At 63.1% G+C, this 19,927-nt stretch carries 16 protein-coding genes; 5 read left to right on the top strand and 11 right to left on the bottom strand.

Annotated elements, in window-relative coordinates; translation table 11 throughout:
- Nucleotides 1-3 precede the first annotated feature (3 nt).
- From FCU66_RS07915 to FCU66_RS07870, 10 genes are all read right to left on the bottom strand, one after another.
- Complete coding sequence (locus FCU66_RS07915) at nt 4-756, bottom strand: SDR family NAD(P)-dependent oxidoreductase (RefSeq protein ID WP_095199543.1); 753 nt, start codon at nt 754-756, stop codon at nt 4-6.
- A 145-nt stretch (nt 757-901) separates the two neighbouring features.
- The gene (locus FCU66_RS07910; RefSeq protein WP_136618504.1) at nt 902-3,178 is read right to left on the bottom strand and encodes a transglycosylase domain-containing protein; all 2,277 of its coding nucleotides are present in this window, start codon (nt 3,176-3,178) and stop codon (nt 902-904) included.
- 378 nt (nt 3,179-3,556) lie between these two features.
- Nucleotides 3,557-3,940: a hypothetical protein gene (locus FCU66_RS07905; protein ID WP_136618503.1), complete on the bottom strand. Its 384-nt coding sequence runs from the start codon at nt 3,938-3,940 to the stop codon at nt 3,557-3,559.
- A gap of 114 nt (nt 3,941-4,054) precedes the next feature.
- Entirely contained in the window at nt 4,055-5,068 is a 1,014-nt protein-coding gene (locus tag FCU66_RS07900; protein WP_136618502.1) for an NHL repeat-containing protein, read from the bottom strand.
- Between the two features lie 84 nt (nt 5,069-5,152).
- Nucleotides 5,153-6,067 carry a hypothetical protein gene (locus FCU66_RS07895; RefSeq protein WP_136618501.1) on the bottom strand — a complete coding sequence of 305 codons (915 nt, stop codon included), beginning with the start codon at nt 6,065-6,067 and terminating at the stop codon, nt 5,153-5,155.
- A 30-nt stretch (nt 6,068-6,097) separates the two neighbouring features.
- Nucleotides 6,098-6,244, bottom strand: a complete 147-nt coding sequence (locus FCU66_RS07890; protein WP_013529552.1) for a hypothetical protein — start codon at nt 6,242-6,244, stop codon at nt 6,098-6,100.
- A gap of 25 nt (nt 6,245-6,269) precedes the next feature.
- A complete protein-coding gene (locus FCU66_RS07885) occupies nt 6,270-6,524 on the bottom strand; it encodes a GlsB/YeaQ/YmgE family stress response membrane protein (RefSeq protein WP_056594910.1) in 255 nt (84 codons plus the stop codon).
- A gap of 238 nt (nt 6,525-6,762) precedes the next feature.
- Nucleotides 6,763-6,963 carry a hypothetical protein gene (locus FCU66_RS07880; RefSeq protein WP_127261154.1) on the bottom strand — a complete coding sequence of 67 codons (201 nt, stop codon included), beginning with the start codon at nt 6,961-6,963 and terminating at the stop codon, nt 6,763-6,765.
- A gap of 96 nt (nt 6,964-7,059) precedes the next feature.
- On the bottom strand, nt 7,060-7,680 hold the full coding sequence (locus FCU66_RS07875; protein ID WP_136618500.1) for a ribonuclease D: 621 nt from the start codon (nt 7,678-7,680) through the stop codon (nt 7,060-7,062).
- A 124-nt stretch (nt 7,681-7,804) separates the two neighbouring features.
- Nucleotides 7,805-9,190, bottom strand: coding sequence for a dipeptidase (locus tag FCU66_RS07870; RefSeq protein WP_136618499.1), 1,386 nt, complete (start codon nt 9,188-9,190; stop codon nt 7,805-7,807).
- Between the two features lie 421 nt (nt 9,191-9,611).
- Here FCU66_RS07870 and polA point away from each other — a divergent pair, with 421 nt between their 5' ends.
- Entirely contained in the window at nt 9,612-12,581 is a 2,970-nt protein-coding gene (gene polA / locus FCU66_RS07865) for a DNA polymerase I (RefSeq protein WP_168991906.1), read from the top strand.
- A gap of 205 nt (nt 12,582-12,786) precedes the next feature.
- Here polA and FCU66_RS07860 read toward each other — a convergent pair whose 3' ends face one another.
- Complete coding sequence (locus tag FCU66_RS07860; RefSeq protein ID WP_127264562.1) at nt 12,787-13,191, bottom strand: Fur family transcriptional regulator; 405 nt, start codon at nt 13,189-13,191, stop codon at nt 12,787-12,789.
- A 247-nt stretch (nt 13,192-13,438) separates the two neighbouring features.
- Between FCU66_RS07860 and FCU66_RS07855 the strand changes: the two genes are divergently transcribed.
- From FCU66_RS07855 to FCU66_RS07840, 4 genes are all read left to right on the top strand, one after another.
- Nucleotides 13,439-15,643, top strand: coding sequence for a caspase family protein (locus FCU66_RS07855; protein ID WP_136618498.1), 2,205 nt, complete (start codon nt 13,439-13,441; stop codon nt 15,641-15,643).
- 127 nt (nt 15,644-15,770) lie between these two features.
- Complete coding sequence (locus tag FCU66_RS07850) at nt 15,771-16,151, top strand: hypothetical protein (RefSeq protein WP_136618497.1); 381 nt, start codon at nt 15,771-15,773, stop codon at nt 16,149-16,151.
- Nucleotides 16,148-16,855 carry a DUF4760 domain-containing protein gene (locus FCU66_RS07845; RefSeq protein ID WP_136618496.1) on the top strand — a complete coding sequence of 236 codons (708 nt, stop codon included), beginning with the start codon at nt 16,148-16,150 and terminating at the stop codon, nt 16,853-16,855. Before FCU66_RS07850 ends, FCU66_RS07845 begins: the two co-directional genes overlap by 4 nt.
- 2 nt (nt 16,856-16,857) lie before the next feature.
- Complete coding sequence (locus FCU66_RS07840) at nt 16,858-19,884, top strand: caspase family protein (RefSeq protein ID WP_246093828.1); 3,027 nt, start codon at nt 16,858-16,860, stop codon at nt 19,882-19,884.
- Nucleotides 19,885-19,927 lie beyond the last annotated feature (43 nt).

The raw sequence follows: 19,927 nt of genomic DNA, 5'->3' as shown, positions 1-19,927 counted from the left end.
CGCTCACACATGCTGGCCGCCATTGATGTGGATTTCCGAGCCCGTCACATAGGACGCCTGCTGCGAGCACAGAAAGAAGATGATGTCGGCGACCTCGGCCGTGGTGCCGAGCCTTCTCAACGGGATCGTCTCGACGATCTTGTCCGTGCCCGGCGACAGGATCGCGGTGTCGATCTCGCCGGGCGCGATGGCGTTGACGCGAATGCCGTGCGGGCCGAAATCATGCGCCATCTCGCGCGTCAGCGAGCCGAGTGCCGCCTTCGATGTCGCATAGGCGGTGCCGGCAAAGGGATGCACGCGGGTGCCGGCGATCGAGGTGACGTTGACGATCGAGCCCTTGGCCGCCGCCAGTTCCTTGAACAGTCCGCGCGCCAGCATGATCGGCGCGAAGAAATTGACCTGGAACACGTCGCGCCAGACATGCATCGGCGTGTCGATCGAGTCCATGCGGCTGTTGCCGTCCTTGAGCTTCGGCGAAATGCCGGCATTGTTGACCAGCGCATGCAGCTGGCCGCCATGCGCTTCCAGCCGGTGGCGGATTTCCGACACCGCGATACCGACATCCTCCTGGTCGGCGAGATCGACCTTGATGTGGTCCTCAGGACCTGCCGGCCAGGGACAGTCCTCGGCGAACGCCTGGCGCGAGCAGGTGATGACGCGCCAGCCCTCGCGCGAAAATCGCTTGACCGTGGCGTGGCCGATGCCGCGGCTGGCGCCGGTCAGCACGATGGTCTTTCTGGTGTCGAGTTCAGCCATTTCAGGGTCTCCGGGCCGGAGATGTAGCCGAACGACGCCGAAGTGGCGAGAGGCGAGTTGCCGCTAATGCATGTCGCTCAAAAGTGGCCTCGGCTTTGAAGCAACGACACGCATATAGACAAAGCTCTAAAGCGCGCGACGCGCTTTAGCCGCCAAGGAGATCGAGGATCGAGGTCTGCCGCTTCTTGCGTGGACCGCCGACGTTGCCTGGCGGCACCGGGTGCTTGATCGAGGCGGTGGCGCCGTCGTCCTCCGGCATGGAAAGGCCATTGGCATCGACGGTCTGGGCGGGACGGGCCGCGCGGACCGGTGCTGGCGCCTGGGCGACCGGCGCAGCTGGCCGCGCCTGCGGCGCCTGCTGGCCGACGGACGCGGATGGAACCGGCGCCGGTGGCGTGTTGTTTGCCGAGGGTATCTCATCGGGCACGATGGTGTCGGCCGGCGTCGATTTCCAGGTGCCGGGCAGCGGCCGCACCGGCACGCCCTCGTGGGCTGCGACCATGAATTCGTGCCATGCCTGCGCCGGCAGTGCGCCGCCGGTGACCTTCTTCATCGGACTGCCGTCATCATTGCCGAACCACACACCGGTGGTGAGGTTGGCGGTGTAGCCGACGAACCAGGCGTCGCGCGAATTCTGGCTGGTGCCGGTCTTGCCGGCGGACGGCCAGGCGAAAGCCGCTTTCCGGGCGGTGCCGGTCTCGACCGTACCCGTCATCATAGAGTTCATCATGCCGACGATCTCGGGCTTGACGACACGCGGCGCGCTGCCGCCACCGCTGTCGTAGAGCACCTTGCCGTCGGTGGTCGTCACGCGGCGGATGAAATGGATGTCCGGCTTGTAGCCGCCATTGGCGAAGGGCACATAGGCCGATGTCAGCTCCAGCGGCGTCACTTCCGAGGTGCCGAGCGCGATCGAGGTGTTGGATTGCAGGTCGGACTGGATGCCCATGCGGTGCGCCGCCTCGACAACCGCGTTCGGCCCGACCTCCATGGTCAGCTGGGCGGCAACCGAATTCAGCGATTTGGCCAATGCGGTGGCCAGCGTCACCTTGCCGAAATACTTGCCGCCGTAATTGTCGGGCGTCCAGTTGCCGATCTTGATCGGCGCATCGTTGCGCACGCTGTCGGGAGTGCGGCCGGCCTCAAGCGCGGCCATATAGACGAACGGCTTGAACGCCGAGCCCGGCTGGCGGCGTGCTTCCGAAGCGCGGTCGAACTGGCTCGTCGAATAGTCGTAGCCGCCGACCATGGCGCGCACCGCACCGGAATCGTCGATCGACACCAGGGCGCCCTGGCTGACGTTGAGCTTCTTGCCGCTGTCGTCGATCAGCCTGCGGATCGATTGCTCGGCGAGCTTCTGCAGGTTCAGGTCGACGGTGCTGTCGACGACGATGTCGCCGCGCACGTCGCCGATCAGGTCGGGCAGTTCCTCCATGATGGTGTCGGCGACATAGTTCTCCGAGCCGGTCCAGTAGGACGGCGCACGCGTTGCCGGCGCGCTCATCGCCGAGGTCAGCTCCTTGGCGCTGATCTTGCCCTCGTCGCGCATGGCGGCAAGCACCAGCTGCGAGCGTTCCTCGGCAGCCTTCGGATCGCGTGCCGGCGACAGCCGCGACGGCGCCTTCAACAGGCCGGCAAGCAATGCGGCTTCCGACAGGGTGACGTCGCGCGCGCTCTTGCCGAAATAACGCCGCGAGGCCGCTTCGACGCCATAGGCGCCGGAACCGAAATAGACCCTGTTGAGGTACATTTCGAGGATCTGATCCTTGGTGTGCTTGTGCTCCAGCCATAGCGCCAGCAGCACCTCCTGCACCTTGCGCTCCAGCGTGCGGTCGGGCGTCAGGAACAGGTTCTTGGCCAATTGCTGGGTCAGCGTCGAACCGCCCTGCGAGAAATGCCCGCCCAGAACATTGGTCACCATGGCACGCGACAGGCCGATCGGGTCGATGCCGAAATGCGAGTAGAAGCGACGATCCTCGATGGCGATGACGGCCTCTGGGATATAGGGCGACATTTCGTGCAGGCCGACCGCCTCGCCACCGCTCATGCCGCGATTGGCGAGCAATTGGCCATCGGCCGAGACGATCTTGATGTTGGGCGCGCGGTCGGGGATCGACCAGGTCGTCGCCGCCGGCATCTTGGCGCCGTAGTAGACGACGATGCCGGCCACCGCGATGCCGCCCCAGATGGCGAGCACGAAGCACCAGTAGAACAGCCGGCCGAGCACGCCGAACAGGCCGCGCCGGCTCCTGCCGCGCCCACCGCGCGACGATTTCCCTTTGGCCGGCTTGCGTTTGGCGGAGGCTTTGCGGTTGCTCGGCACGACGCGATCCTCCTCGTTCGCCGAAAGACCCGCCGAGGATCGCGCCTGCGGCGGTCCCTCGAAACTGGGTTCGATGCGGCTGTCTCTGCGGTTCGCCATGCGCTGTGCTTGATATCCCCGATGCCTATGGCGTTCGGGTTGAAGAGTAGATGCGGCGGTTTAAAGGCGGGTTAAGTCGGAAAAATTCAAAGCGATTGATAATCAAATGCTTGGGGTCTGGCCGTTGTCGCTCGGTTCGAGGCCCCTTATTCTGGCGCTAGCGAGCGCTCCACACCCTCGAAGATAGAACAATCAGAAACCGCAGCATTTTTGTTCGGGCGCCAAAGACCCAACTCCTGCCAACTGCCGCGCGGACAAGCCTTTGGCAGGCGATGCAACCATGTTCCTCGTTAGGGCGCGATCGCAAATGGTTGCAGCTTCGCGTTGGACCGCGCCCTAAATCATCTCGTCACCAGGTGATCACCTGGCGGACATGCGTCAGCCGATCGCCGCACGAACCGAAAGCGCTGCCCTGGACGATTGCATAACCTCGCCAACATGGCAGTAGCAGACAATCTCGTGCAGTTGGTGGTCGGTCAACTCGAAGAAGCGCTTGGCTTCGCCATAGCTGTCGTCTCTCAGACCTTCGTCGCGCAGAATGGGGTCAGTGAAGGCAACCGTTATCGGCGAGCCATCGCCTCGCATCACATCGCGCTCGGGCGGCGCACGGTATTCGGTCCCGGCAAGCGCGTTCAGGAGCCGGCTGGGCTCACGTTCAAGAAGTTCGGCCCAACGTACGAGACGCTGGGTTCGACTCATTACCGGCTGTGTGGTGTTGATCTCGGCCACTGCATGCAGTTGGTCCAGTGTTTGGTGCTTCATAGCAACCTCCTAGTGGTTAGGTTGGTTGGCCCAAACGCCCTATGCCGCCATCATAGCGCCGAAGCGTCGATCCGTCATTCTAATTCCATGTCGGGTTGGGCTCTCTTCCGGCCGCTACGCCGGTGCAATGGTCCTGCCTTGCCGGCAATTTTCAACTGCACCGAGTATCGTCGCCAGTGGGAAAAAGGCCAGCGCCTGCTCTTCGCAAGTCACCGCGACGACGCTGTTGGACCGGTCGATATCGAGGCCTTTCGGCCCGCCCTCGTCAAAACTGGCCCTGCCGCGCAGGAAGGTTGCCTCGTCGAGCACAGCAACCGAGCGCGCGGGCTCGCGATGCTCCTTCCAGCCACCGTCGCCGGCATAGGCATGCACCATCTGGCTGCCCGCGTCGGCGACGAGGATGTGCCGATCGTCAGCGGTAAAGCGCACGCCGTGCGGATAGCCGGCATTCTGCAGGATACCGGCCGGTTCACTGTCCGGTCCAAGCGACGCGGACATGCTGTAGATCTTCACATCCTTTGTGCCGTGGCTGCTGACAGCGATCCACTTTCCGTCATGGCTGAGCGCAATGCCGTCCGGTATATCGAGACCGCGCTTCAGAAACAGCTGATTGCTTGTAGCGCGATAGCCAAGCCACCGGTTAACGACGTGCCGTGTGACCAGATGCGTGTAGTTGTTGCAGACCAGCAGGCTGACGCGGCCGTACGACTCCTGCCTGACGGCGACGGAGCCCGGCGAATTTAGTTTGTAGGGCCGCCTGCCTCGGAGCTGGCGAATGGCCGCGATCTCACGACTCTGGCCAGCCGGTTCTTCACGCGGCAGAGCAAACAGCGCAACCAGCCCGTCGCGGTTGGCGATCGCCAGGGTGCGATCATCGATGAAATCGAGACCATGGATTTCGCCCATGCTGTCGGACGTCAACTCCATGAAATTGTGAAGTGTGACGCCTGGACCATCAGGTCCCGTCTCGACGTCGATGCGCAGGATCAGGCAGCGCTTGCGCGCATATCCGGCAATTGCCAGCAGCCGGTTGTCCGGCGAGAAGCGCAGGTCTTCGGTGCGTCCGATTTCCGCAAGCGCGGCCCGCACGGCACCGCCTGCCTTGAAATCGATCTGGTGTATCGTCATGCGCCTCTCGTTGGCATTGAAGGCTGAAAATCTGTCTCGTCGGCCCGGCCCATTGCCAAACCCTGCCCGGCTTTGATGTCTGGTTCAGATAGGCTCGAACTTCACATCCGGCTGGTCAGGACCGCCGGCTTGCCGCAACAGCGCGAGAATGTGTTCGCCCCTGTCAATCTGCTGTCGTCTCCAGTTCGAAGCGTTCGTCACATGCAGCCAGCCATCGACCACCATGAAAAAATCCTCGGATTGATCATATCCCGCGCCGAAGCGTAGCGATTTGTTTTCAGCGAACCGAACCAGCGTCGGATCGATCGACCTGTAGAGCACCGGCCAGTTGCCGGCGCCGGAATCCATATGAAACTTGTAGCTCGGGGCGAAATCCAGCCGTCGCCGCAGCAGGCTTCCGTCGAAAAAACAGAAACCGGGCCACAGGAACCAGCCGCCCGGTGTCGGTGTATCGCGCCGCACGCTGCCGTAGAGGCTTTTGCCCTCCATCCGGGCGCGGATTGAAAATGGTTCAGTCGGAAAGATGTCATGGTCGATGAAGCCGAAGAGCTTCGGCCCGAACCTGGGCAAGAAATTCCGCACGATCCAGTTGAGCGCTTGACCGTGCGACCTGCTGACAACCAGCCTGTTTCTCGGCAAGGCGACATAGGGGACATGCTGGCGACGACAGAGATCGCGGATTGCTTCCCTTGCCTCGTCCTTCTTGCTGTTGTCGAAGACGATGTAGCTGTCGTGCTCGGCCAGATATCGGCGCACGAGATGTATTTGCCATTCGATCACGTCGGGTCGGTTGAAGGCCACGCTAGCGATGATCGCATCGCGGAAAGCCTGCTCTCGTCCCTGCAGTTCGCTGACCGGCGCGGATGACCTCAGGAAGCGAAATACCCGCCAATGATAGCGCAGCAGCGCCTCGCGCCTTGGCGGCCTGTTCAGCCTCTCCCATTCCGCGACGGTGATTGCGGGCCGATCAGCGCCTTCCGATGCGTCAGAAGCCACCATGTCGCGCTCCCGCATCCACCGATCGACGGTTCAGTTCTGCTGGATCGAGATGCCCTTGTCGTCGATCTTGAGCTCGACGCCCTTCGGCTTGGTCTGCTCGCGATAGACATAGATACCGAGCGCGATGACCACGACGACGAGCGCGCCAATGACGAGATAGAGCGTATTCTGTTTCATGGCGCGCTCTTTGCGTTGTCGAGCCTCAGGCTCGTTTCAGGACCTTGACCAGCACCAGCAGGATGATGGCGCCGATGGTGGCATGGATGATGGAGGCGAGAATGCCGCCGCCGATGGAGAAGCCGATCCGCGGGAACAGCCAGCCGGCGATGAACGCGCCGACGATGCCGACGATGATGTTGCCGATCAGACCGAAGCCGAAGCCGGAAACGATGAGACCGGCGAGCCAGCCGGCGATGGCACCGATGATGATGAAGACGAGCAGGCTTTCGACACCCATAGCGATTTCCTCCGAGCAAGAGGGCGACGGCGGAACGGAAAGCTCCGAATCGGCCTCGATATCAACGGCTTCAGGCTATTCGAAAGCAGCCGGCCTCGCCAGCGGCGCGCTCACCAGAGCAATTCTAGGAAAAGTGTAAAGCGGTTTTCCTGGCAAAAGCGTAGCGCTTTCCCCTAGAGAGTTGCGTCAAAACAAAGAGTTAGAGCAGCTCGCCGTTTCCGTGAAACGGTGAACTGCTCTAATCGTCATCGTCGCTTGCGGCAGGCCGCCAACTGGTCGGCTCGACCTTCTTTTGCGTGTGACTGTCGGTGTAGACCCACCAGCCGTCGTCGCGATATTGCGCGATGGATTCGTTGATCACGCCGTCGCTGTCCTTCCAGGTGACGGAGACTTTGGAGCCGTCGGTCGGCGCGGTCGCTATCGGCTTTCTGTCCGCCATGTCATCCCCCTTTGAACCGACAAACTGAGCCGACAGAACGCGGCGGCCGGCATCTGGTTCCAACCGGCCATCGGCAGCAACTCGCCTCAGCGACCGTCAGCTGTGGGCGAAGATATCCTCTTCGCCCCAGCCCATCAGATCGAGTTTGGCACGCGTCGGCAGGAAGCGGAAGCAGGCATCGGCCTCCTTGGTTCGCCCATCGCGCGCCAGCCGCCCGGCCAGCACATCGTGCAACCGGTGCAGATAGAGCACATCGGAAGCCGCATATTCGAGCTGTTCGGGCGACAATGTTTCGGCCGCCCAGTCCGACGATTGCTGCGCCTTGGACAGGCCGACGCCGAGAAGCTCGAAGCAGATGTCTTTCAGCCCGTGGCGGTCGGTGTAAGTGCGGGTTAGCCGCGAGGCGATCTTGGTGCAGAACACAGGCTCCGGCATTACCCCGAACGCATTGTAGAGCACGGCGAGATCGAACCGGCCGAAATGGAAGAGCTTGGTTATGCCACGGTTCCTCAGCAGGCTGACGAGGTTCGGCGCCTTCTTCTGGCCGGGCGCGATCTGGATGACATCGGCCGTGCCGTCGCCAGGCGAAATCTGCACCACGCACAGCCGGTCGCGATGCGGATTGAGCCCGAGCGTCTCGGTGTCGATGGCCACCGCCCCGACATTGTAGTGCGAGAGGTCTGGCAGATCATGCTTATGGAAACGGATATCGGCCATTGTCTTCTCCGGTCGAGCCTTGCGCGTCCCTTGCCCCGCAAGGGACGCTGTAGCGCTTTTGTCTTGTGGCCCGTCCTCGCCGCGATCCGCTGAAAAATCAACAGGAAAACGAGGGTCCCGCCGCTCAGCGCGTCAAGGCTTCGAGAATCCGTGCCCAGGAGCGCTGGCCCTTGTGGAAGGAGCTGAGCTCGTATTTTTCGTTGGGCGAGTGGATGCGGTCGTCGTCGAGGCCGAACCCGACCAGCAGCGATTCCATGCCGAGATAGGTCTGAAAATCGCCGACCACCGGGATCGAACCGCCGCTGCCCGTCGTCACCGCCGGCTTCGGCCATTCGTCGGACAGCGCATTCTTGGCCTTGGCCAGGAACGGCGAGTCGTAGGAAAGCTGGATCGCCGGCGAGCCGCCATGCGGGTGGAATTCGACCGAGCAGTCGGCCGGGATGCGCTCCTGGACGAATTTCTGGAACGCGGCGCGGATCTTCTGGGGATCCTGCTTGTGGACGAGGCGGAAGGAGACTTTTGCCGAGGCTTCCGCCGCGATCACCGTCTTGAAGCCCTTGCCGGTGTAGCCGCCGATGATGCCGTTGAACTCGGCCGTCGGCCGCGCCCAGGTCAATTCCAGCACCGAGCGGCCCTTTTCGCCCGACGGGATCGACAGGCCGACTGGCCCGAGGAACGTCTCGGCCGTCTCGCCAAGCGTCTCCCATGATTTCAGGATCTGCGACGGCGTTTCCTCGACCCCGTCATAGAAGCCGGGAATGGTGATGTGGCCGTCCTTGTCGTGGATATCGGCCAAAACCTTGACCAGGATGCGGATCGGGTTGGCGGCAGCACCGCCATAAAGGCCGGAATGCAGGTCGCGGTCGGCGGCCTTCACCGTGATCTCCTCACCGACCAGCCCGCGCAATCCGACGCAGATCGACGGCGTGTCGCGATCCCACATGCCGGTATCGCAGACCAGCGCGAAATCAGCCTTGAGCTCGTCGGCATTGGCCTCGAGGAACGGCTTCAGCGACGGTGAGCCGGATTCCTCCTCGCCCTCGAACAGGATGGTGATGCGGCACGGCAGATTGCCATGCACCTGTTTCCAGGCGCGGCAAGCCTCTACGAAGGTCATCAACTGGCCCTTGTCGTCGGCCGAGCCGCGTCCCGTGATCACCTTGTGGTCTGGTCCGACCTCCTTGACAGCGGGCGCGAACGGATCGCTTTCCCACAATTCGATCGGGTCGACCGGCTGCACGTCATAATGGCCGTAGAACAGCACATGCGGCGCACCGGCCGGGCCATCATGATGGGCGACCACCATTGGGTGTCCGGGCGTATCGCGCACGCTGGCGTCGAAGCCGATCAGCTTGAGTTCGGCCACCAGCCATTCCGCCGCCTTGCGGCAGTCGGCGGCATAGGCCGGATCGGTGGAGATCGACTTGATCCTGAGCAGGCCGAACAGGCGTTCGAGGCTCTGGTCGAGGTTCTTGTCGAGACGGTCGAGGACGGGGGAAACTGCGGACATGTGTGAAGCCTTTCGATTCAGAACCGGAACCGTAAAGGTAGGACAGGAAAACGAAAAGCCCGCGATCATTGGACCACGGGCTGCAAACGTCTGTCTGAGGTAAAAAAAGACCGCCGTGGTGGAGGGGGAACCACGGCGGCCTTCCACTCGAAACGATGCGGCAGCCCGGAGAGGGGGGATAGGCTGCCGCAGGTGTCCGGGATAGGCGGGGGACGGGCCTTGCTCCGGACTCGGCGAAAACTGCCGATGACCTTTATTTGTGTCTTTGAACGTGGCGATTCAAGGGCACGAAGATTACACTTTTGTAACATGGGCGTGAGCAGGCCGGCCCGCCGCCGTTCTGTCAGGGTGTTGCCGGAACCGGTGGGTGCCGGTGCCTTTGGCATGGACCAAGCCGCCGCGCCGCGCTATCCCTGCCGACATGAAAAAAGGCGATCATCTCTTCCTTGTCGATGGCTCCGGCTACATCTTCCGTGCCTACCATGCGCTGCCGCCACTGACCCGCAAATCCGACGGTCTGCCGGTGGGTGCCGTTTCCGGCTTCTGCAACATGCTGTGGAAGCTGATGCTCGACGCCCGCAACACCGATGTAGGCATTGTGCCGACGCATTTCGCCGTCATTTTCGACTATTCGTCGAAAACCTTCCGCAACGACCTCTACCCCGAATACAAGGCCAACCGCTCGGCCCCGCCGGAAGACCTGATCCCGCAATTCGGCCTCATCCGCCAGGCAACCAGGGCGTTCAACCTCCCTTGCATCGAGATCGAAGGCTACGAGGCCGACGATCTGATCGCCACTTATGCCAGGCTGGCCTGCGAAGCAGGCGGCGACACCACCATCATCTCCTCCGACAAGGATCTGATGCAGCTGGTCGGCGACACGGTCGGCATGTACGACCCGATGAAGGACCGCCAGATCGGTATTCCGGAGGTGATCGAGAAATGGGGCGTGCCGCCGGAGAAAATGGTCGACCTGCAGGCGCTGACCGGTGACTCGGTCGACAATGTGCCTGGTGTGCCCGGCATCGGGCCGAAGACGGCGGCACAACTGCTCGAACAATTCGGCGACCTCGACACGCTGCTGGCCCGCGCCGGCGAGATCAAGCAGGACAAGAGGCGCGAATCCATCATCGCCAACGCCGACAAGGCGCGCATTTCGCGTCAGTTGGTGACGCTGATGAACGACGTGCCGGTGGCCGAGGGGCTGGACGATTTCGTCCTGCATGCGCCGGACGGGCCGAAGCTGATCGGCTTCCTCAAGACCATGGAATTCACCTCGCTGACCCGCCGCGTGGCGGAAGCGACAGGCACCGAGGCCGGCGACGTCCAGGCTGTGTCGGTGACGGTTGAGCGTGCCGACAACGCCCATGGCCCCGATGTCGGATCCGGAGCGCCAGCCGTTGCCCGAAGCGAGCCCGGCGCCGAGCCAGGCCAAGCCGGCGGAACGGCAACCACAACACCTTCGACAGCGACACCGAAGCAAGGCGACACCCCTTCCTTGCTCGCAGCATTGCGGCTGGAGAGCGCGGCCACCCGCAAGATCGATACGTCAGCCTATCAATGCATTCGCGACGTCGCGACCCTGAAAGCCTGGGTAGCCGAGGCAAAGGAGACCGGCCTTGCTGCGTTCGATGTGAGGGCCACTTCCTCTGACCCGATGCAAGCCGAGTTGATCGGCATATCCATCGCCACGGCGCCCGGCCGCGCCGCCTACATTCCTTTCACCCACAAGAGCGGCAACGGTGATCTGCTCGGCGGTGGCGCGGTCGAAAACCAGATTCCTCTCCGCGAGGCGCTGGCCCTGCTGAAACCGCTGCTGGAAGACAGATCGGTTCTCAAGGTCGCGCAGAACCTGAAATACGATCTTGTCGTCATGAGCCGTTATGGCATCGATGTCGTGCCTTTTGACGACACCATGCTGATCTCCTACGTGCTCGATGCCGGCACTCCCCATGGTCACGGCCTGGACTCGCTTGCCGAGAAATGGCTGGGGCATACCCCTCTCCTGCTCAAGGACGTCACCGGCTCCGGCAAAAGCTCTGTCGGTTTCGATCAGGTCGACATCGACAAGGCGACCGCTCATGCCGCCGAAGACGCCGATATGACGCTGCGGCTCTGGCTGGTGCTGAAACCGCGGCTTGCCGCCAAGGGCCTGGTGTCGGTCTATGAGCGGCTGGAACGGCCGCTGGTGCCGGTGCTGGCGCGCATGGAACAGCGCGGCATCTCGGTCGACCGTCAGATTCTGTCGCGACTGTCCGGCGAACTGGCACAGGGCGCCGCTCGCCTCGAAGAGGAAATCTACCAGCTCATCGGCGAGCGCATCAACATCGGCTCGCCCAAGCAGCTCGGCGACATCCTGTTCGGGCGCATGGGCCTGCCCGGCGGCTCCAAAACCAAGACCGGCCAGTGGTCGACATCGGCGCAGCTTCTCGAAGACCTTGCCGCCGAGGGCCACGAACTGCCGCGCAAGATCGTCGACTGGCGACAGCTGACCAAGCTGAAGTCAACCTATACCGATGCCCTACCCGGCTTCATCCACCCCGACACCAAGCGCGTCCACACCTCCTATGCGCTGGCCGCGACGACGACGGGGCGCCTGTCATCCTCCGATCCGAACCTGCAGAACATCCCGGTGCGCACCGCCGAAGGCCGCAAGATCAGGACCGCCTTCATCACCGACAAGAGCCATCGGCTGGTCTCGGCCGACTACAGCCAGATCGAATTGCGGGTACTTGCGCATGTCGCCGAGATCCCGCAACTGCGGCAGGCCTTTGCCGACGGCGCCGACATCCACGCCATCACCGCGTCGGAAATGTTCAACGTGCCGGTCGAAGGCATGCCTTCGGAAGTCCGCCGCCGCGCCAAGGCGATCAATTTCGGCATCATCTACGGCATCTCGGCCTTCGGCCTTGCCAACCAGCTGTCGATCCCGCGTGAGGAGGCGAGCAACTACATCAAGAAATATTTCGAGCGCTTCCCCGGCATCCGAGACTACATCGAAGAGACCAAGGCCTATGCCCGCGAGCACGGCTTTGTCGAAACGATCTTCGGCCGCCGCATCCATTACCCGGACATAAGATCGTCCAATCCCTCACTCCGCGCGTTCAACGAGCGCGCCTCGATCAACGCCCGCCTGCAAGGCACCGCCGCCGACATCATCCGCCGTGCCATGATCCGCATGGAGGAGGCGCTGGAAAAAGCGGGCCTTTCGGCACGCATGCTGTTGCAAGTGCATGACGAACTGATCTTCGAGACCATCGAGGGCGAAGTCGAGGCGACGATCCCGGTCGTCCGTCATGTCATGGAAAACGCCGCGATGCCGGCGGTTTCGATGTCGGTACCGCTGCATGTCGACGCGCGGGCCGCCAACAACTGGGACGAGGCGCATTAGTCTAGCGGCTGGACGCGCCGCGATCCTTCGCACCCCCTCTGTCCTGCGGACATCTCCCCCGCAAGGGGGGAGATCGGATGTCGTTTCTGGTTTCGCCAATCGCCAACGTTGCAGGAATGAGCGGAGCGCCGAAGCTGCCAATCTNNGTCCGGCAGGACAGAGGGGGTGCTGTCCCTCCAACATCAATAGGTTGGCTGGCCTGATCCTAAGCCGCCTCCGCCAGGCACTTGGCACACGTCCCGCGAAATTCGATCACCGCCTTCTTGGCGGCGAAGCCGGTGGAACGAACCCATTCGTCCAGTCGGTGGCCGACATCGTGGTCGGACATTTCGGTCACCTGCCCGCATGTGTCGCAGATGGCGAAAGCGGTCATCGAGTGGCTGTGGTCGTGTGGCTCGGCGCAGGCGACGAAGGAGTTGATGCTTTCCAGCCGGTGCACGAAGCCGGACTTCACCAGCGTGTCGAGCGCCCGATAGACCTGCAGCGGTGCGCGAAAGCCCCGCTCGCGCAGTTGGTCAAGCAAGGTGTAGGCGCTGAGCGGGCCGCTGGCGGCCTCAAGCTTTTCGAGCACGCACACCTGGTTCTTCGTCAGCACATCCCTTGCCGCCATGGTCCTGATCCAACTTGTCTTGCGTCGCTCGCGCATCATTTCCGCGCGCAAACGATCCCTGTCCCACCCAGATAGCGACGAACAAGCATTTTTGCTACTGTTTCCAACATCTGCCCAGAAGAGACCGCTATCATCGACCGGATTGGGAACAGGCAGGTTGCTCTGCGATGCGACATTCAAAATACTGACAAAATCTTCGGCAAGAGTCGCCGTGCTTGGAAATTCGATCGGGCTTGGGGAAGCAATCATGATCAAATTGACCCGGCGGACGCTGCTGGTCGGCACGTCTGCGCTGACGGTGGCCGGCATGGTGTCGTTCCGGACCATGGCTGCATCGCGCACCTACCATGCACTGCTGGTCGCCTGCACCGAATATCCTGCTCTACCGCAGAGGAACTGGCTGATCGGGCCGAAGAACGATGCCGGCCTCGTCCACGAATATCTCCTGAAGAACGTGCCCGACCCGGTGCGGTTCGCGCCGGAGAACGTCACGTTGCTCGCCAAGGATGTCCCCGGCGCCAGTGGCCTGCCGACCCATGCGGCGATCAAGGCCGCACTGGCCGACCTTGCCGCCAAGGTGCAGCGCGACGATTTCGTCTATTTGCATCTGTCCGGTCACGGCGCCCAGCAGCCGCAGATGGTCAAGGGCGACGAGACCGACGGGCTCGACGAGATCTTCCTGCCCGTCGACATCGACAAATGGATCAACCGCGATGCCGGCGTGCCCAATGCGCTGGTCGACAACGAGATCGGCGCAGCACTCGACGCCATTCGCGACAAGGGTGCCTTCGTCTGGGTTGTGTTCGACTGCTGCCATTCCGGCACCGCGACGCGCGCAGTGGAAGTCGACGACGAAATGGAGCGCAAGGTCGAATTCGCCGACCTGGTCGGCGGCAGCGACGCCGAACGGGCCGCTGCGATCAAGGCCTATGACGAGGTGATTTCGGCCGCCGGCTCGCGCGGCGTCGACGACAACGGCACGCGCAAGCCCGCCTTCACCCTGACCCCGACCGGCGGCGAACCGATCACCAAGGGCAAGCTGGTCGCCTTCTATGCTGCACAGACGGTGGAGACGACGCCGGAGATGCCGCTGCCCAAGGGCACGGCGGATGCGCCCCGGTTCGGCCTGTTCACCTTCACCATCCTGTCGAAACTGGCCGAAAACCCCAACGTCACCTATCGCCAGCTCGGCCAGGCCGTGCTGCAGCAATATTCGGCCGACAGCCGCACCCGGCCGACACCGCTGTTCGAGGGCGAACTGGATGCTCGTGTGTTCGGCACCGACAAGACCGACGCGGTCATGCAGTGGCCTGTCGTCATCAAGGATGGCGAAGCGACGATCGGCGCCGGCTTGCTGCACCGCCTCACCCCCGGCAGCAAGCTCGCCATCCTGCCTTCGGCGCTGTCGCCGCTTTCCGACGCGGTCGGATTTTTGGAAGTGCAGTCGGCCAAGAACCTGGAAAGCCGCGTCAAGCCGGTCGAGTTCGACAAGAAGCCGGCGCTCAAAGTCGCCGACATTCCCGCCAACGCCTATGCGCGGGTGGCGGAGATGGCGGTCGACTACAAGCTCGTCGTGGCGCGCCCGGCCGCGGCCAAGGGACTTGAGAAGGAAACCGCTCTGGTCAATTCGGTTCTCGACGAACTGGCCACAGCCAAGGAGACCGGCTTCAACATCGAGCTGGTCGAGCCCGGCAAAAGCGCCGAGCTCCGGTTTGCGGTGATGCGCGAGAATGCTGTTCCCGGCGCCGCCAAGGATGCGACCGACAAGCCAGCGCTGTGGTTCCTGCCGGCGTCGGGCGACGTGACCTTGACGGACGGCAGCAAGCCGCCGCTGATCGTCATCCACTTGGATGACCGGCAGAAGCTGGTCGATGCAACGACCAGGAACCTGCGCACCATCTTCCGCGCCACCGGGCTTTCGCGGCTGGCGGCGGCCTCCGACTACAAGCCCGAGGACGTCGACGTCCAGTTCCAGGTCAAACGTCGCGACAAGGATGGCCTCGAACCGCTGCAGGCTTCGGTGGTGCCGCGCGTCTCGCCGGGCGACGAAGTGCATGTGCTGGCCAAGAACAGCTCGGACCTTCTGGTCGACATCAACGTGCTCTATGTCGGCAGCGACTATTCGATCACTCATATCGTTGCCGAACGCCTCGCCCCGCAGGCCACGATCGAGGAGGGGCTGCTGGCCTTCACCGACACCAGCTTCGGCATGGAACGGATGATCGCGGTTTTGACCGAAGCGCCGCCGGAGAGCGAGAAGGAGGACCTGAGCTTCCTGGCGCAGGACGGCGTCGCCTCGGCGACACGCGGAACAGGCTCTGCCGGCTTCTCCGACATGCTGACCGATCTCGGTATGGCGCCGGCAACCCGCTCGGTGATGCGGCTTGCCGACAAGAGCGGGCCGAAAGGCGCGGTGATGATCTTCCCGATGGAAACGGTACCCCGCGCCTGAGCGGATGCCGGCGCCCAAGGCCGTAATGGCTCTGCTGTGCCGGCTCTTGCGCGATCGGCGCGATATGTGAACATTCCCGGCCGCGGCCTTGGCGCATGACGGCCGGATGAAACGGATAGGATCGATTGTGAAGAATTCTGTGTTTTCCTGGCGTGGAACGGTGGCCGGCCTTGCCGGCGGCCTGTTGCTGATCGCCAACGCTTCGGCGGACGAGGCCTGCGGCCTGTGCGTCAAGCAGATCGTCATCAACTCGGAACTGGCGACCTGTTTTCTCGATCAGTACGACCAGATCGCCAAAAGCGGCAGCGGCGCCGTTGTCGTCGATCTCAGCAACTGCGCCTCGCGCGGCGTCGTCGAAGCCTTGCCGTCACCGAACAAGGGGGCGGCGGAGCCCGACGTACAGTTCATGATTTCGCGCCTGCAGTTGCAATGCCTGAAAAAGAAGCTGGAGGCGCCAGGCATCGTGCTGGATCCCTCCGCCACCATTGAACTGGACACCTGCGGATGAAGAAGCCGGCGGGCAACACCAGACAGACCGCAGCCGCCGCACCCGCAAAGGCGCCGGCCGGCAAACCGGCGCTGCCGGAAACCACCGAAGGCTTTCCGTGGCCCAGCAGCCACGAGATCAAGAAGGAGAGCAATCCCTTCACCGACCGCGACTGGCGCATGTTGGTCTATGCCTGGTCGGGCATGGCTGTGCGTCTCGCCATCATCTTCACCCTGATGTTCTCGGTCTATCAGTTCCTGGCCAACCAGGAGCAGAAGCGCGTCGAGCAGACCATGTCGCTGGTCGAACTCTGGGAGAACAAGGACTACCAGCAGGCGCAGCGTGCCCTGAAGGATCGTCTGACAGCCCTCAACGCCAAATATGACAATCTGCTCAGCGCAAACCCCTCGCCGACCGAGGAGCAGGTGTTCCGGCAGCGGATCGGCATCGAGGCGATGACCGCCTCCGGTGGTGATATGCCGCTTGCCGATTTCAGCGAGAATTTCGACCGCATCGTCTATTTCCTCAACCGCCTGTCCTTCTGCGTCGACGGCGACCTGTGTTCGCGCAAAGTGACGGATGCCTATTTCCGCGACTACGCCATCTCGTTCTGGAGCTATTTTGCCGGCTATGTCGACAAGCAGCGCAAGGCGGGGTCACCCACTTTCGCCTCGGCGATCGAGACTTATGTGCGCAATGGGCCGCCCGCGGCCGAAGCCAAATAGCGATGAAAAAACCCAGCCTCCGCCTGATGCGCAGCTGTCGCTGGCTGGCCGTGGCCGGGGCCTTGATTGCGAATTCGGCGGCCCGTGCCGAGGACGCACCGGATTTCCACCTCGATCTCGACACCGGTGGGCACAGCGCGCAGGTCACCGACCTCGCCTTCACACCCGATGGCGAGGACATCGTCTCGGCATCCAATGACAAGACCATCCGCGTCTGGGACTGGCAGAGCGGGGTGACGCTGCGCACCATTCGCGGCTATCTCGGCAATGGCAGCGACGGCAAGATTTTCGCGGTCGCGGTCTCGCCCGACGGCAAGACGATCGCCGCCGGAGGCTATTTCGGCGCCAGCCTTGGCGACAAGCCGCCCTATGGCGACATCAGGCTGTTCGACTTCGCCACCGGCAAGATGAAGGCGGTGCTCGAGGCCGCCAACTACGCGACCTACGATCTCGCCTTCTCTCCCGATGGCAAGACGCTGGCTGCCGGTGGCGCCGATGGCGTCGTCTATCTCTGGCGGCTAGACGACAAATCCGCGAGCGGCTGGACGCTGGACAAGAAGCTCGACGCCGATTCCTGGCACATCGACAAGCTTGCCTTCGCCGCCGCGGGAACAAGGCTGGCGGCGACCACCACCGACAATGGCATCCGGCTCTGGGACGTCGTCAAGGGCGGAGAGATCGCACTGCCTGACGAAGCCGAGCCGCTGCGGGACATCAGCGTCATGGCACTGGCCGTTTCGCAGGACGGCAGCCTGTTTGCCACCGGCAGCAAGGACGGGCTGGTGCAGCTCTGGCGGGCTGCCGACGGCACGCTGGCGCGCGCCATGCCGAAGCAGGATTTCCTCATCGGCTCGCTGACCTTTGCCAAGGGGTCGCGGTTGGTCGCCTCCTGCGGCTATCGCTGCGCCGACAAGCACCGCTCCATCGTCTGGAACACCGACACCGGCGAGAAGGCGCTCGACTACACCGGTCATGACGGCACGGTCTATGCCAGCGCCGCCAATGCCGATGGCTCGCTGGTGGCGACGGCCGGCGGCACGCGCAACGCCATCCAGGTCTGGGACCCCGCGACCGGTGTGCGCAAGGCGCTGCTGCAGGGCGTGGGCGAACCGGTGACCGCGGTCGGCATCGATGCGGCAAACGACATCATCGCCTGGGGCAATGCCAACCCTTGCCCCGATCGCGTGGCCTGCCCTGAACAACAGGGCGCGCTGGACAAAACGCTGGCGTTGCCGACCACGGAGCGTTTCTTCGAGGACCCGCAGCCGCTGATCGAGCCGAGTTCGTTTGCCCGCGCCACCCTCACTGACGGCCAGTGGTCGCTGCAAGCCGCGCCGGGCGGCAAGGACGCGCTCGAAAACGCGGTGCTGGAGATCGCCAATGGCGGCAAAATGGTGCGCAGCATCGAGAACGACGCCACCAACGGCTTTGTCCATTCGGCCTACACGCTGATCGACAATGGCCTTGGCCTGATCACCGGCGGCAATGATGGCACGCTGATCGAATACAGAACCGCGACCGCGAAAGTGTCCGGCGAGTTCACCGGCCATACCGGCGAGATCAACGCCATGGTCGCCTCGGAGAAGGCCGGCCTGCTCGTCACCGGCAGCGCCGACCAGACGCTCAGATTGTGGAACCTGCAGACGCACGAACTGATCGCGTCGATGTTCGTTGCCGGCTCGCAATGGATCGTCTGGATGCCGCAGGGCTACTATTATTCCTCCGACGAGGGCGACAAGCTGATCGGCTGGCAGGTCAACCAGGGCCGCGACCACGAAGGCCGCTTCATCCGCGCCGGCCAGTTGAAAAAATACCTCTGGAGCCCGGAAATGGTGCGCCGGGCAATCATCCAGCGCAGCGCCAAACAGGCGGTCAAGGAGATGCGGCCTGGCGTCGACAACGAGTTGCAGAAGCTGCTGCAGCGCAAGCCGCTCGAGTTCGCCATCCGCCTCGCCGACGACCAGAGCAAGGTCCGCGACGGTTATGTCGCCGTCGAGATATCAGGCGCCAAGGAAGCTGGAACGGATGTCGCCGGCTTCTCGATCCTGTCGAACAGCCGCAATGTCGGCGATGTCACCGCCCGCTCGGTGAACGACAACAGCACCATTGTCGAGATACCAGTCGAGAACGGCGAGAACACCATCCGCATCACTGGCACCAACGAGTTTGGCTATCTGACCGAACGCAGCGTCACGGCACTGGCGAGAAAGACCGAGAAGGCCGAGGCCAAGGGCAAGCTCTATGTCGCGGTCATCGGCGTCGACAAATATCCGTTCCTGACCGACGCCTGTTCCGGCCGAGCCTGCGACCTGCGCTATCCCGTCGATGATGCGACGGAATTCCTGAAGGTGATTTCGCAGAAATCGGCGCCGTTGTTTTCATCGATGGAGACGCTGGTTCTGGTCAACCGCGAGGCGCTCGACGAGAGCCCCGACAAGGCCAAGCAGACCTACGCCGTCGCCAGTGCCGACACCGTCATGGAGCCTGACTCCGACACGATCGACGACCAGCTCGCCGATTTCCTCGACAGGCCGGGCGAGCACGACACCACCATCATCTTCGTCGCCGGCCACGGCATCAACATCGACGAGGACTATTATTTCATCCCGACCGATGGCCGCAAACAGGATGCCGAGCGCTGGAAACGTTCGTCACTTGTCGACTGGTCGGACATCCAGAAATCGGTCGAGCGGGCAAAAGGCATGCGCTTCATGCTGCTCGACACCTGCCACGCCGCCAACGCCTTCAATCCGCGCCTGGAAAAGGACGCGCAGGACGCGCGCATCGTGGTGTTTTCTGCGACCGCCGCCAACAACACCGCCGCCGAACTGCCGGAACTCGGCCACGGCGTCTTCACCTATTCGATCCTTGAAGGCTTGCGCGGCAAAGCCAGGACGTCGGACGGCGGCGTCACCCTGTTCGGCCTTGCCGACTATATTTCACGCGAAGTGGTGCGGCTGACATCGTCGAAGCAGAAGCCGTTCTATTATGTCGGCGGCGTGGAGAACATTGTGCTCGCCGAGCCATGAGGGGGCGGGGTCTGCGCCAAGTTACCCCCCTCTGTCCTGCCGG

This window comes from Mesorhizobium norvegicum (assembly GCF_004919685.1).
Lineage (GTDB): Bacteria > Pseudomonadota > Alphaproteobacteria > Rhizobiales > Rhizobiaceae > Mesorhizobium > Mesorhizobium norvegicum.
This window is presented reverse-complemented; position numbering and strand designations above follow the sequence as displayed.

What these genes read in the sequence shown, in the direction of transcription:
- FCU66_RS07895 (WP_136618501.1), bottom strand. Translation starts at nt 6,067, where the DNA reads ATGGTGGCTTCTGACGCATCGGAAGGCGCTGATCGGCCCGCAATCACC.
- FCU66_RS07845 (WP_136618496.1), top strand. Translation starts at nt 16,148, where the DNA reads ATGAAGAAGCCGGCGGGCAACACCAGACAGACCGCAGCCGCCGCACCC.
- FCU66_RS07900 (WP_136618502.1), bottom strand. Translation starts at nt 5,068, where the DNA reads ATGACGATACACCAGATCGATTTCAAGGCAGGCGGTGCCGTGCGGGCC.
- FCU66_RS07860 (WP_127264562.1), bottom strand. Translation starts at nt 13,191, where the DNA reads ATGGCGGCAAGGGATGTGCTGACGAAGAACCAGGTGTGCGTGCTCGAA.
- FCU66_RS07890 (WP_013529552.1), bottom strand. Translation starts at nt 6,244, where the DNA reads ATGAAACAGAATACGCTCTATCTCGTCATTGGCGCGCTCGTCGTCGTG.
- FCU66_RS07915 (WP_095199543.1), bottom strand. Translation starts at nt 756, where the DNA reads ATGGCTGAACTCGACACCAGAAAGACCATCGTGCTGACCGGCGCCAGC.
- FCU66_RS07855 (WP_136618498.1), top strand. Translation starts at nt 13,439, where the DNA reads ATGATCAAATTGACCCGGCGGACGCTGCTGGTCGGCACGTCTGCGCTG.
- FCU66_RS07840 (WP_246093828.1), top strand. Translation starts at nt 16,858, where the DNA reads ATGAAAAAACCCAGCCTCCGCCTGATGCGCAGCTGTCGCTGGCTGGCC.
- polA (WP_168991906.1), top strand. Translation starts at nt 9,612, where the DNA reads ATGAAAAAAGGCGATCATCTCTTCCTTGTCGATGGCTCCGGCTACATC.
- FCU66_RS07885 (WP_056594910.1), bottom strand. Translation starts at nt 6,524, where the DNA reads ATGGGTGTCGAAAGCCTGCTCGTCTTCATCATCATCGGTGCCATCGCC.
- FCU66_RS07880 (WP_127261154.1), bottom strand. Translation starts at nt 6,963, where the DNA reads ATGGCGGACAGAAAGCCGATAGCGACCGCGCCGACCGACGGCTCCAAA.
- FCU66_RS07870 (WP_136618499.1), bottom strand. Translation starts at nt 9,190, where the DNA reads ATGTCCGCAGTTTCCCCCGTCCTCGACCGTCTCGACAAGAACCTCGAC.
- FCU66_RS07875 (WP_136618500.1), bottom strand. Translation starts at nt 7,680, where the DNA reads ATGGCCGATATCCGTTTCCATAAGCATGATCTGCCAGACCTCTCGCAC.
- FCU66_RS07910 (WP_136618504.1), bottom strand. Translation starts at nt 3,178, where the DNA reads ATGGCGAACCGCAGAGACAGCCGCATCGAACCCAGTTTCGAGGGACCG.
- FCU66_RS07905 (WP_136618503.1), bottom strand. Translation starts at nt 3,940, where the DNA reads ATGAAGCACCAAACACTGGACCAACTGCATGCAGTGGCCGAGATCAAC.